An 11,810-nucleotide genomic window follows, 5' to 3' on the forward strand; every position below is an offset into this window, starting at 1 on the left:
ATGAGCACCGGCGTCACCGAGAAGACGCAGAAGACGATCGGCGGCATCCGCCGGAAATTCGCTCCCTGGAACGACCCGCAGGCCGTCCCGCTGATCAGCTACAAGAACGTCACCAAGCGCTTCGGCGAGTTCACCGCCGTCGACAACCTCTCCCTCGACATCTATGAGCGCGAGTTCTTCGCCCTGCTGGGCCCGTCCGGCTGCGGCAAGACCACGCTGATGCGCATGCTGGCCGGCTTCGAGGACCCGACCGAGGGGCAGATCACCCTCGCCGGGCATGACCTTGTCGGCACGCCGCCCTACAAGCGGCAGACCAACATGATGTTCCAGTCCTATGCGCTTTTCCCGCATATGAGCGTGTGGGACAACATCGCCTTCGGCCTGCGGCAGGACCGGATGGAAAAGGGCGCCATCGCCGCCCGCGTTGAGGAGATGCTCAAGCTGGTGAAGCTTGAGAAATTCGCCAAGCGCAAGCCGCACCAGCTCTCCGGTGGCCAGCGCCAGCGCGTGGCGCTCGCCCGCTCGCTCGCCAAGCGGCCCAAGGTGCTGCTGCTGGACGAGCCGCTCGGCGCGCTCGACAAGAAGCTGCGCGAGGAAACCCAGTTCGAGCTCATGGACATCCAGATGGAGCTCGGCATGACCTTCCTGATCGTCACCCACGACCAGGAAGAGGCGATGACGGTGGCCGACCGCATCGCGGTGATGAATCACGGCAAGCTGGTGCAGGTGGCGCCGCCGGCGGTGATCTATGAGCACCCCAATTCCCGCTACGTCGCCGATTTCGTCGGCGATGTGAACATTCTCGACGCCACGGTCGAGGCGGTGGAGGCCGGTATGGTCACGCTGCGGCCGAGCGTGGCGCCGGAGCGGCGCTTCCGCATCGCCCAGGACTGCGCGGTGAAGCCCGGCGACAGCGTCGCCATCGCCCTGCGGCCGGAGAAGATGCGGGTCGAGCTCGACCCGCCGGCCGATACCGGCATCAACTGCCTGCAGGGCGAGATTTGGGACATCGGCTATCTCGGCGATCTCTCGATCTTCCATGTCGAGCTGCCCGGCGGCACCCGCGTCAAGGCCGCCAAGCCGAACCTCACCCGCATGGTCGAGCGCCCCATCACCTGGGACGACAAGGTCTATGTGTACTTCTCGCCCGATGCCGGCGTGGTCCTGACGAGCTGAGGAGGCCACCATGGCAAGCAAGGCGAACGGGCGATGGCTAGTCCTCACCGTCCCCTATCTCTGGCTGCTCGCGCTGTTCCTGATCCCGTTCCTGATCGTCTTCAAGATCAGCCTGTCACAGGACGCGATCGCGCAGCCGCCCTATGTCCCGACCTTCGATCTCGCCGAGGGCTGGGCCGCGTTCAAGGACGCCCTCGGTGAACTGTCCTTCGACAATTACGGCTATGTGCTGTCCTGGGACAATGAGTTCATCGAGGCCTATGGCTCCAGCCTCTGGATCGCCGGCATCTCCACCCTGCTGCTGCTGATGGTCGGCTATCCCATCGCCTATGGCATGGCGCGGGCGCCGAAATCCATCCGCCCGACGCTGCTGATGCTGGTCATCCTGCCGTTCTGGACCTCCTTCCTGATCCGCGTCTATGCCTGGATCGGCATCCTCTCGCCGGAAGGGCTGCTCAACCAGCTTCTGTTCGCGCTCGGCATCGTCGACCGCGACGCGCCGCTTCAGATTCTGGCCACCGACACGGCGGTCTATATCGGCATCGTCTATTCCTACCTGCCCTTCATGATCCTGCCGCTCTATTCGGCACTGGAAAAGATGGACGAGACGCTGCTGGAAGCCGCCGCCGATCTCGGCTGCCCGCCCTTCGCCGCCTTCTGGAAGATCACCTGGCCGCTCTCGCTGCCGGGCGTGTTCGCCGGCTGCCTGCTGTGCTTCATTCCGGCGGTGGGCGAGTTCGTCATCCCCGACCTGCTCGGCGGCTCGGACACGCTGATGATCGGCAAGGTGCTGTGGACCGAATTCTCGGTGAACCGCTCCTGGACCGTTTCCGCGGCGGTGGCGGTGCTGCTGCTGATGGTGCTGGTGATCCCGATCGTCTTCTACCAGAACCTCCAGGCTCGCGAAGTGGAGCGACGCTGATGCGCAAGGGTCTCTCCTGGTTCAACGTGACCTCGATCACGCTGGGTTTCGCCTTCCTCTACATCCCGATCATCCTGCTGGTGATTTACTCCTTCAACGCCTCGCGCATGGTGACGGTGTGGGCGGGCTTCTCCACCCACTGGTATGTGCAGCTGTTCCAGAACGAGCAACTGCTCGACGCCGCCTGGGTGACTCTGCGCGTCGCCTTCCTCACCGCCACCGTCGCCACCGTGCTCGGCACGCTGGCGGCGATCGCGCTCACCCGCTACGGGCGCTTCTTCGGCCGCACCCTGTTCTCCGGCATGGTCTATGCGCCGCTGGTGATGCCGGAAGTCATCACCGGCCTGTCGCTCCTGCTGCTGTTCGTCGCCGTCGGCATCGATCGTGGCTTCTGGACCATCACCCTCGCCCACATCACCTTCACCCTGTGCTTCGTCTCGGTCGTGGTGCAGTCGCGCCTCGTCACCTTCGACCGTTCGCTGGAAGAGGCGGCGCAAGATCTCGGCTGCCCGCCGTTCAAGACCTTCTTCGTGGTGACACTGCCGATCATCCTGCCGGCGGTGATCTCGGGGTGGATGCTCGCCTTCACCCTGTCGCTGGACGACCTCGTCATCGCCAGCTTCACCACCGGCCCCGGCGCCACCACCCTGCCGATGCGCATCTATTCCCAGGTGCGCCTCGGCGTGACGCCGGAAATCAACGCCGCCTGCACCATCCTCATCGCCATCGTCACCGTGGTGGTGATCTTCGCCTCGATCATGACCAAGCGGCAGGAAATCGAGCGCGAGAAGGCCGAGCGTCTGGCGGCGGCAGGGTAGGCGGGCGCTTCGGTGCAGCGCAGCCTTCCCGCGCTTTCCCTCCCCTTCCCTCTTCCCCGGGCGTGACCCGGGGATCCCGTCTCTCGCCCGCGTGAGACGAGAAAACCTGGGTGCCCGGGTCAGGCCCGGGCATGAGGGACGGTTCGCACTGGGCCGGGCAACACTGCCTATGGCGCGTTATGCTGAGGTGCCGGCCATCGGCCGGCCTCGACGCACGCAGGCCCTAGCCGCCCCTCGCCGACGCCGCGTGCGTCCTTCGAGGCCCGGCTACGCCGGGCGCCTCAGGATGACGAAGTCCCAAAGGCCAAAAGCAGCGGATTCGGGCGCGCGTGCCGCGCGCCTGCTATAGTCCGGCCTCCATCGCCCCCGAATCGTTCCCGGACTCATCATGCCGCTGCGCCTGCTGCCTTCCACACTGGTCGACCGCATCGCGGCCGGCGAGGTGGTGGAACGCCCGGCGGCGGCGCTGAAGGAGATTGTCGAGAACGCGCTCGACGCCGGCGCCACCCGCATCGAGATCATCATCGATGGCGGCGGCCGCCGGCTGATGCGCGTCACCGACGATGGCAGCGGTATGAGCGCGGAGGAACTCGCGCTCGCGGTGGAGCGCCACGCCACCTCCAAGCTCGACAGCGAGGATCTGCTCGCCATCCACACGCTCGGCTTTCGCGGCGAGGCGCTGCCCTCCATCGGCGCCGTGGCGCGGCTCACCATCACCAGCCGCCCGAAGGGCAGCGACAGCGCCTTCGAGATTCGCGTCGAGGGCGGGGTGAAATCCCCCGTGCGCCCGGCGGCGCTCGGCTTCGGCACGCGGGTGGAGGTGCGCGACCTGTTCTTCGCCACCCCGGCGCGGCTGAAATTCCTCAAATCCGAGCGCGCCGAGACGGCGGCGGCGGTGGATGCGGTGAAGCGCCTGGCACTCGCCCGCCCCGAGGTCGGCTTCACCCTCGTCACCGATGACCGACCGCCCGTCACCTGGCCCGACCGCTCCCGCGACCCGGCCGGGCAGCGCGCCCGCATCGCCGATGTGCTGGGGCAGGAGGCCGGCGGCAACGCGCTCGATGTGGAAGGGCTGCGCGAGGGCGCGCGGCTGTCCGGCCTCGCCGGCCTGCCGACCTATTCCAAGGCCAATTCGCTGTCGCAATATCTGTTCGTCAATGGCCGCCCGGTGCGCGACAAGGTGCTGATCGGCGCCATCCGCGCGGCTTACGCCGACCTTCTGCCCTCCGACCGCCACCCGGTGACGGCGCTGTTCCTCGACCTCGACCCGCGCGAGGTGGATGTGAATGTCCACCCGGCCAAGACCGAGGTGCGCTTTCGCGACGCCGGCAATATCCGCGCGCTGATCGTCCGCACCCTCACCGACGCGCTCACGGCAGGAGCGCCGCGCACCACCTCCACCGCCGCCGACCGGCTGACCCAGTTCGCCCGGCGCGACCTCGACACCGGCTACCGGCCCGAGGCACGGCCGGGCAACTATGACTGGTCGCGCTCCTGGGCGGCGCCGGAAGGCTTTGCCGGAGCCGGAGCGATCGATTCCGGCCTGCGGGAGGCGCCCTCGCGCTTCGATTTCGACATGACGGACGGCGCGGGCGGCAGCGGTTTTGCGTCGGGGCTGGGCCTCGGCCTCGCCCCCTCGGCCGACGCCCGCGCCAATGCCACCCCCGCCGCGCCGGAGGCGCTGGAGCGCCCGCTCGGCGCCGCCCGCGCCCAGCTGCACGAGACCTATATCATCGCCCAGACACGCGATGGCGTGGTGGTGATCGACCAGCACGCCGCCCATGAGCGCATCGTCTATGAAAAGCTGAAAGCGGCGATGGAGCGGGACGGCCTCGCCCGGCAGATGCTGCTGGTGCCGCTGGTGGTGGAACTCGACCCCTCCGAGGCCGCGCGCCTTGCCGAGCGGGCCGGGGCGCTGGAAAAGCTCGGCCTCGTCATCGAACCCTTCGGCCCCGGCGCGCTGCTGGTGCGGGAAGTGCCGGCCCTGCTTGGCGACGCCGACATCTCCGCGCTGGTGCGCGAACTCGCCGAGCACGCGGCGGAATGGGACGACGCGCTTCCGCTGGAACGGCGGCTGCTCCACATCGCCGCCACCATGGCCTGCCACGGTTCCGTGCGCGCCGGCCGCCGGCTGCGGGTGGAAGAGATGAACGCCCTGTTGCGCGAGATGGAGGAGACGCCGAACGCCGCGCAGTGCAATCATGGCCGGCCGACCTTCGTCACCCTGGCGTTGGCCGACATAGAGCGCCTGTTCGCGCGGCGCTGACGGCGAGAGTTTTATCATGGCCTCCACCATCGACCACCCCAAGAGCTGGTACGCCGCCACGGCGAACCGCTTCTCCCCCCTTCCCCCGCTGCAAGGCGGCACGCGGGCGGATGTCTGCGTCATCGGCGGCGGCTATACCGGCCTCTCCGCCGCGCTGCACATGGCGGAAGCCGGGCTCGACGTGGTGCTGCTGGAAGCCGGGCGCGTCGGCTCCGGCGCCTCGGGCCGCAATGGCGGGCAGATTCACAGCGGCCACCGCCGCGACCAGGATTTTCTCGAAGCGCAGGTCGGGCTCGACGACGCCAAGGCGCTGTGGCGCATGGCCGAGGACGCCAAGGCGCTGCTGCACGCGCTCATCAAGCGCCACGCCATCGACTGCGATGTTCGCCCCGGTCTTGTCGTCGCCGATCACAAGCCCGGCTATGTCGCCCACAGCCACGCCTATGCGAAGAAGCTCAACGAGGTCTATGACTACCCCGACGCGGCGCCGCTGAGCCGCGAGGAGTTGCGCGCCATCGTCGGCACGGATGTCTATCACGGCGGCATGATCGACCATGGCGGCGGTCATCTGCACCCGCTCAACCTCGCCCTCGGCCTCGCCGACGCCGCCCGCCAGGCCGGCGCGCGGCTCTATGAGCAGTCGCGCGCGCTGCGCATCGAGGAGGGCGCCAAGGTCCGCGTCGTCACTGCCGCCGGTTCGGTGGAGGCGGACTGGGTGCTGGAGTGCGGCGACGGGTTGCAGGACGGGCTCGACCGGCGCGTCGACACCCATGTCATGCCGATCTGCAACTATATCGCCGCCACCGCCCCGCTGGGCGACCGGGCGCAGGAGATCATCTCCAATGGCGCGGCGGTGGCCGACAGCCGCTTCGTGGTCAATTACTACCGCCTGTCGGGCGACGGACGGCTGCTGTTCGGCGGCGGCGAGAGCTACCGGCGCGGGCTGCGGCCTAACCCGGCCGAATTCGTGCGCCCCTATATGCTGCGCATCTTCCCCCAGCTGGCGGATGTCGGCATCGACTATGGCTGGGGCGGCGTGCTCGGCATCACCATGACCCGCCTGCCCTTCGTGCGCAAACTCTCGCCCCGCGTGCTCACCGCCGCCGGCTATTCCGGCCAGGGCGTGATGCTGGCGCCCTATTTCGGCAAGCTACTGGGCGAGGCGGTGAAGGGCCAGCTCGGCGGGCTCGATCTTCTGGGACGCCTGCCGGTGCCGGCCTTCCCCGGCGGACCGCTGATGCGCTGGCCACTGCTTGTGGCGGGCCTGAGCTACTACGCCCTGCGCGACCGGCTCTAGCCTGTGGCGGATCTCCACGCCTATGCCCGCGACGTGCTCGCCTTCGTGGAAGCGCACGCCCATTACGCGCCTTACATCGGCTTCCTGCTTGCCTTCTGCGAATCGCTGCCGATCGTCTCGCTCTTCGTCCCCGGCACCTTCGTGCTGCTCGGCCTCTCCCCGGTCATCGCCGCCGGGGGCGTGCCGTTCCTGCCGGTATGGGCGGCGACGGTGGCGGGCGCGGTGCTGGGCGACAGCCTGTCGTTCTGGATCGGCTTTCACCTGAAAGGCAGCGCCCGCCAGCGCTGGCCGCTCAACCGCTTCTCGGAGGCCCTCAAGCGCGGCGAGCACTTCTTCCTGCGCTATGGCACGCTGGGCGTGTTTTTCGGCCGCTTCTCCGGCCCTCTCCGTCCCTTCGTGCCGCTGGCGGCCGGCATGTTCGCCATGCCCATGCCGCGGTTTCAGATGGTCAACCTCACCTCCGCCATGCTGTGGGCGCTGCTCATGCTCGGCCCCGGCGCCGCGGCGGTGAAGGCCCTGGGCTACTGAGGCCCCGACCCGGCCTTCTTGCGTTTCCTCAACGACACCGGCCCCGCCTTCCCCGACACAAGGCGCAACCAACGCAGCCGAGGAAGGACACCCCATGGCCAAGATCTACGAAGTGGAAGGCGATATCCTGCTGAGCGGCGCCGCCGCGATCGCCCATGGCGTCGCGCCGAACGATCATTTCGACAGCGGCCTCGCCCTCGCTTTGCGCGAGCGCTTCCCGTCGCTGGCCAAGGACTTCCGCCATTACTGCCGGGTCGACAACCCGCAGGCCGGCGGGCTCTGGGTGTGGGGCGGCGTGGCGGAAGATGGCGCGGCGGTGCATATCGTCAACCTGCTGACGCAGGACGCGGCGGAAAACGCCATCGGCCGGCCCGGCCGGGCGTCGACCGAGAATGTCGGCCACGCGCTCAAGGCGCTGGCGCGCCTGGTCGCGGCGGAAGGCATCGCCAGCCTCGCTTTGCCGCGCCTCGCCACCGGCGTCGGCGGGCTGGACTGGGCGCAGGTGAAGCCGCTGATCGAGCGGCATCTGAGCGAGATCGACATCCCGGTCTATGTCTATGTGGTCTATCACAAGGGCCAGAAGGCCAATGAGCCGGGGCTGAAGGCGGCGGCCTGAGGCCGGACACCGACCAAACGGGGGGGCGGCCGCGCGGCCGCCCTTTGCTTTTGTGGCCGGCCCCAAACGCACATGGCCGGGCAGAGCCCGGCCATGTCGTTCGTCCCGAAGGCGAAAAACCTCAGTTCTTCGACTTGTCGACCAGCTTGTTGGCGCCGATCCACGGCATCATGCCGCGCAGCTTCTCGCCGACCTGCTCGATCTGGTGGCTGTCGTTGAGGCGACGGATGCCCTTGAAGCGCGAGGCGCCGGCCTTGTATTCCTGCATCCAGTCGGAGGTGAACTTGCCGGTCTGGATGTCGGTGAGCACGCGCTTCATCTCGGCCTTGGTCTCGGCGGTGATGATGCGCGGGCCCGAGACGTACTCGCCCCACTCGGCGGTGTTGGAGATCGAGTAGTTCATGTTGGCGATGCCGCCCTCATAGATGAGGTCGACGATCAGCTTCACTTCGTGCAGGCACTCGAAATAGGCCATTTCCGGGGCGTAGCCGGCTTCCACCAGCGTCTCGAAGCCGGCGCGGATCAGCTCAACCAGGCCGCCGCACAGCACCACCTGCTCGCCGAACAGGTCGGTCTCGCACTCTTCCTTGAAGGTGGTCTCGATGATGCCCGAACGGCCGCCGCCGACGCCGCAGGCATAGCTGAGGCCGAGGTCGAGCGCGTTGCCCGAGGCGTCCTGATGCACGGCCACGAGGCAGGGCACGCCGCCGCCCTTCTGGTATTCGCCGCGCACAGTGTGGCCGGGGCCCTTGGGGGCGACCATCAGCACGTCCACCGTCGCCTTCGGCTCGATCAGGCCGAAATGCACGTTGAGGCCGTGGGCGAAGGCGATGGCGGCGCCGTCACGGATATTGGGGGCGATCTCGTCGCGGTAGATGTCGGCCTGCAGCTCGTCCGGGGTCGCCATCATCATCAGGTCGGCCCACTTGGCGAGTTCGGCGACGCTCAACACCTTGAGCCCGTCGGCCTCAACCTTCTTGGCGGTCGCCGAGCCGGGCTTCAGGCCGATGGCGATCTCCTTGACGCCGGACTCCTTCAGGTTCAGCGCATGGGCGCGGCCCTGCGAGCCATAGCCGATGATGCCGACCTTCTTGCCCTTGATCAGGTTCACGTCGGCATCGCGGTCGTAATAAACGCGCATGGGTGTCTCCTTATGTCACGCGTTGATTTTTGAACGTTCCGGCAAGGGGTTGCCCGTGCCGTAGAGAGTGAGGAACTGGTCGGTGGCGCGGGCGGCGTCGCGCTCGATCTCCGCCGGCGTCAGGTCAAGCGTGTCACCGAGCAGCAGGCGGATCTGCACGTCGCGGCCCACCAGCCCGATGAAGCTGCGGAAGGCGGTCTCGGTGTCGTCGAAGGCGATCAGCCCGGCCTCGCGGCCGGCATCGAGCACCGGCTTCAGCCGCGCACCGATGGCGAAACGGCCATTGGCCAGCATGATGGCGCCGAGGCTCGCGCCCTCGCCCGGCTCGCGCGCACCGCCGCCGCTCTGGGCGATGGCGACGCGGTTAAGCGCGATCGAGGTCGGGCTGGAGATGACGCCGAGCCAGTTGACGGCGAAGCGGATCAGGCTGTCGCGCAAGGCCAGCGCGTCGAGCTTGGTGCGGTCGTAATTGCCGGCGCGGACCTTGGAGGCCTGCCAGCGCACGGTGGCGGTGAGCAGCCCCTCACGGTCGCCGAACCATTTGTACAGGCTTTCCTTCGAACAGGAGGCGCGGCGCGCCACCGCATTCATCGTCAGTTCGCCACCCTGTTCCACCATCAGCGCCAGCACGGCGTCGAGGACCGCCTGCTGGCGCTCCGTCAACGTGTCGTCCTGTGTGTCGGGGGGCAAAGCCATGGGCGCCAGAGGTCCGTACCGTACGTTACGGTTCCCTCTACAGGAGGCCCCCTCCGGGCGCAAGCGGAGTCAGCGCGCCCCGCGCCGCAGGCGGTACTTCCAGGGGATGCCCTTCAGCGAGGCGAGCGCGACTCCGCCGGCCGCCAGCGCCATTCCCGCCCAGGCGAGCGGCGGCATGGCTTCGCCGATGAGCCCCCAGGCGATAAGCGCCGTCGTCGGCGGCACCAGGAAGAACAGAGCCGACACTTTCGACACCTCGCCAGCGCGGATCATGGCGAGATAGAGCGAGATGGCGATCAGCGAATTGCCGATCACCAGATAGGCCAGCACCGCAAGGAAGGTCGGCGACCAGTCGACATGGCCGTCCTCCATCAGCAGCGCCAGCGGCAGCGTGCAGACGAAGCCGATGGCGCACTGCACCGTGTTGGACACCAGCGGATGCTGCGGGGTGCCGAAGCGCTTCTCATAGAGCGCGCCGGCGCACATGGCGAGCAGCGCGCCGACCGCCAGCAGAACCACGCCGGGAGAGGTGACCTCGATCGCCGAGCGCGAGGCGATCACCAGCCCCGCCCCGGCGAGGCCGAGCAGCAGACCGAGCCAGCGCAGTGCCCCGACCCGCTCGCCGGTGAACACCGGCGCCACGAGCCCGACCACGATCGGCTGCAGCGAGACGATGATCGCCAGCGCGCCCGCCGAAATGCCGAAACGGAAGGCGAAGTAGCTCAGGTTGAAATAGAGCACCTGGATGAGGAAGCCGACCACGGCGAGATCGGCATAGGCACGGGGCTGACGCGGCAAAGGCGGGCGGAACCAGGCCAGCAACGGCAGCAGCACCGCCAGCACCAGCCCGTAGCGCCAGGCCAGCAGGGTGAAGGGGCCGGTGGAGAGGATGCCGATCTTCGCCACCGCGAAGCCGCCCGACCACAGCAGCAGAAAGATGAACGGCGCTGCCAGCAGCCAGAGGGGCTTGCCTGTGCCCGCCACCGGCACCGCGCCTGCACGCTCGCTCACGTTTCCACGCCTCCGTCGCATGGCGGCGGCGCGAGGCACCGCGACGCACCCCGCGAAATGCCATCTTCACATGCATTGGCCGGACAGGCCAAGAGTTCGTGTGCAGCGCAGCACAGGCTTTGGGCTCGACCTCGCCCTCGCGCCGTCCTATCCGGGACCGTCGACAGAAAACGGAGCCCCCGCCATGACCCTGCCGAACACCGACATTGCGACGGCCGACGCCATCATCGCCTTCTGGCGCGAAGCCGGGCCAGAGCGCTGGTTCGCCAAGGATGACACCTTCGACGCCGCCATCCGCGCCCGGTTTCTCGCCGCCTATGAGGCCGCCGCCGCCGGGGCGCTCGGCGCCTGGGAAGAGACGCCGGAGGGAAGCTACGCGCTGATCCTGCTGCTTGACCAGTTTCCGCGCAATCTGTTCCGCGGCTCGCAGCGCGCCTTCGCCACCGATGCGCAGGCGCGCGACGTGGCGGATGCCGCCATTGCGCGCGGCTTCGACCGCGCCTTCGAGCTACCGGAGCGCCGCTTCTTCTATGTGCCGTTCATGCATTCGGAGGATCTGGCGGACCAGCAGCGCTGCGTGGCGCTGTGCGAGGCGGCGGGCGATGAGGAGGGCGTGCATCACGCCGTCATCCATCACGACATCATCAGCGATTTCGGCCGCTTCCCGCACCGCAATCCGGTGCTCGGCCGCGCCATGACGGAGGAAGAGCACGCCTTCCTCACCTCAGGCGGCTTCGCCGGCTAAAGGAACGGCGCGGCAGACAAAGCCGCCGCGCCGGCTCCTCACATGCCTTCGGCGCCGCGCCCGATGGCGGCGACGCCGGTGCGCGAGACCTCGACGAGGCCGAGCGGCTCCAGCAGCGAGACGAACTGGTCGATCTTCTCCGGCTTGCCGGTGATCTCGAACACGAAGCTCTCCAGCGTCGTGTCGACGGTGCGGGCGCGGAAGCTGTCGGCGATCAGCAGCGCCTCCTGGCGCACCTCGCCCTTGCCGCGCACCTTGATCAGCGCCAGTTCGCGCTCCACCGACTTGCCGGCGACGGTGAGATCCACCACCCGGTGCACCGGGACCAGCCGGTCGAGCTGGCTCTTTATCTGCTCGATGATCGGCGGCGCGCCCGTGGTCACCACGGTGATGCGCGAGAGATGCGAGGCGTGGCTGACCTCGGAGACGGTGAGGCTGTCGATGTTGTAGCCGCGCCCGGAAAACAGGCCGACGATGCGGGCGAGAACGCCCGGCTCGTTATCGACCAGCATGGACAGGGTGTGGCGCTCGGCGGGTTCTTGAACGGGAGGCATGGGGCACTCGGAAAAGGGGGCTGGAACGCCAGGCTCCCTC

The 11,810-nt window shown here is 68.2% G+C and carries 12 protein-coding genes; 8 read left to right on the forward strand and 4 right to left on the reverse strand.

Annotation, left to right across the window (positions count from 1 at the left end; translation table 11 throughout):
• From ACP2AH_RS14680 to ACP2AH_RS14710, 7 genes are all read left to right on the forward strand, one after another.
• Positions 1–1,176, forward strand: a complete 1,176-nt coding sequence (locus ACP2AH_RS14680) for an ABC transporter ATP-binding protein (protein WP_244378561.1) — start codon at positions 1–3, stop codon at positions 1,174–1,176.
• 10 nt (positions 1,177–1,186) lie between these two features.
• Positions 1,187–2,098 (forward strand): ABC transporter permease subunit, encoded by a 912-nt coding sequence (locus ACP2AH_RS14685; RefSeq protein WP_425106478.1) that lies wholly within the window; start codon positions 1,187–1,189, stop codon positions 2,096–2,098.
• On the forward strand, positions 2,098–2,916 hold the full coding sequence (locus tag ACP2AH_RS14690; protein WP_244378565.1) for an ABC transporter permease: 819 nt from the start codon (positions 2,098–2,100) through the stop codon (positions 2,914–2,916). The genes ACP2AH_RS14685 and ACP2AH_RS14690 overlap by 1 nt, the downstream gene beginning before the upstream one ends.
• Before the next feature lie 388 nt (positions 2,917–3,304).
• Positions 3,305–5,182: a DNA mismatch repair endonuclease MutL gene (mutL, locus tag ACP2AH_RS14695; RefSeq protein ID WP_425106479.1), complete on the forward strand. Its 1,878-nt coding sequence runs from the start codon at positions 3,305–3,307 to the stop codon at positions 5,180–5,182.
• A gap of 16 nt (positions 5,183–5,198) precedes the next feature.
• Positions 5,199–6,479 (forward strand): NAD(P)/FAD-dependent oxidoreductase, encoded by a 1,281-nt coding sequence (locus ACP2AH_RS14700; RefSeq protein WP_425106480.1) that lies wholly within the window; start codon positions 5,199–5,201, stop codon positions 6,477–6,479.
• A gap of 3 nt (positions 6,480–6,482) precedes the next feature.
• The gene (locus tag ACP2AH_RS14705) at positions 6,483–7,007 is read left to right on the forward strand and encodes a DedA family protein (protein WP_425106481.1); all 525 of its coding nucleotides are present in this window, start codon (positions 6,483–6,485) and stop codon (positions 7,005–7,007) included.
• A gap of 94 nt (positions 7,008–7,101) precedes the next feature.
• Positions 7,102–7,623 carry a macro domain-containing protein gene (locus tag ACP2AH_RS14710; protein ID WP_425106482.1) on the forward strand — a complete coding sequence of 174 codons (522 nt, stop codon included), beginning with the start codon at positions 7,102–7,104 and terminating at the stop codon, positions 7,621–7,623.
• A gap of 121 nt (positions 7,624–7,744) precedes the next feature.
• On the opposite strand, the gene ilvC is transcribed toward ACP2AH_RS14710, so the two are convergent.
• The 3 genes from ilvC to ACP2AH_RS14725 all read right to left on the reverse strand — a co-directional run bounded on the left by ilvC (position 7,745) and on the right by ACP2AH_RS14725 (position 10,471).
• Positions 7,745–8,764 carry a ketol-acid reductoisomerase gene (gene ilvC / locus ACP2AH_RS14715; RefSeq protein WP_425106483.1) on the reverse strand — a complete coding sequence of 340 codons (1,020 nt, stop codon included), beginning with the start codon at positions 8,762–8,764 and terminating at the stop codon, positions 7,745–7,747.
• A gap of 15 nt (positions 8,765–8,779) precedes the next feature.
• On the reverse strand, positions 8,780–9,460 hold the full coding sequence (locus ACP2AH_RS14720; protein WP_425106484.1) for a TetR/AcrR family transcriptional regulator C-terminal domain-containing protein: 681 nt from the start codon (positions 9,458–9,460) through the stop codon (positions 8,780–8,782).
• Positions 9,461–9,529: 69 nt separating this feature from the next.
• Positions 9,530–10,471 carry a DMT family transporter gene (locus ACP2AH_RS14725; RefSeq protein WP_425106485.1) on the reverse strand — a complete coding sequence of 314 codons (942 nt, stop codon included), beginning with the start codon at positions 10,469–10,471 and terminating at the stop codon, positions 9,530–9,532.
• A gap of 184 nt (positions 10,472–10,655) precedes the next feature.
• Here ACP2AH_RS14725 and ACP2AH_RS14730 point away from each other — a divergent pair, with 184 nt between their 5' ends.
• Positions 10,656–11,216 (forward strand): DUF924 family protein, encoded by a 561-nt coding sequence (locus ACP2AH_RS14730; protein WP_425106486.1) that lies wholly within the window; start codon positions 10,656–10,658, stop codon positions 11,214–11,216.
• Between the two features lie 38 nt (positions 11,217–11,254).
• On the opposite strand, the gene ilvN is transcribed toward ACP2AH_RS14730, so the two are convergent.
• Complete coding sequence (gene ilvN, locus ACP2AH_RS14735; RefSeq protein ID WP_421698279.1) at positions 11,255–11,770, reverse strand: acetolactate synthase small subunit; 516 nt, start codon at positions 11,768–11,770, stop codon at positions 11,255–11,257.
• Positions 11,771–11,810 lie beyond the last annotated feature (40 nt).

The organism is Ancylobacter sp. (assembly GCF_965249975.1).
Taxonomy (GTDB): Bacteria; Pseudomonadota; Alphaproteobacteria; order Rhizobiales; family Xanthobacteraceae; genus Ancylobacter.

What these genes read in the sequence shown, in the direction of transcription:
- ACP2AH_RS14720 (WP_425106484.1), bottom strand. Translation starts at nt 9,460, where the DNA reads ATGGCTTTGCCCCCCGACACACAGGACGACACGTTGACGGAGCGCCAG.
- ACP2AH_RS14680 (WP_244378561.1), top strand. Translation starts at nt 1, where the DNA reads ATGAGCACCGGCGTCACCGAGAAGACGCAGAAGACGATCGGCGGCATC.
- ACP2AH_RS14690 (WP_244378565.1), top strand. Translation starts at nt 2,098, where the DNA reads ATGCGCAAGGGTCTCTCCTGGTTCAACGTGACCTCGATCACGCTGGGT.
- mutL (WP_425106479.1), top strand. Translation starts at nt 3,305, where the DNA reads ATGCCGCTGCGCCTGCTGCCTTCCACACTGGTCGACCGCATCGCGGCC.
- ACP2AH_RS14710 (WP_425106482.1), top strand. Translation starts at nt 7,102, where the DNA reads ATGGCCAAGATCTACGAAGTGGAAGGCGATATCCTGCTGAGCGGCGCC.
- ACP2AH_RS14700 (WP_425106480.1), top strand. Translation starts at nt 5,199, where the DNA reads ATGGCCTCCACCATCGACCACCCCAAGAGCTGGTACGCCGCCACGGCG.
- ACP2AH_RS14685 (WP_425106478.1), top strand. Translation starts at nt 1,187, where the DNA reads ATGGCAAGCAAGGCGAACGGGCGATGGCTAGTCCTCACCGTCCCCTAT.
- ilvN (WP_421698279.1), bottom strand. Translation starts at nt 11,770, where the DNA reads ATGCCTCCCGTTCAAGAACCCGCCGAGCGCCACACCCTGTCCATGCTG.
- ACP2AH_RS14730 (WP_425106486.1), top strand. Translation starts at nt 10,656, where the DNA reads ATGACCCTGCCGAACACCGACATTGCGACGGCCGACGCCATCATCGCC.
- ilvC (WP_425106483.1), bottom strand. Translation starts at nt 8,764, where the DNA reads ATGCGCGTTTATTACGACCGCGATGCCGACGTGAACCTGATCAAGGGC.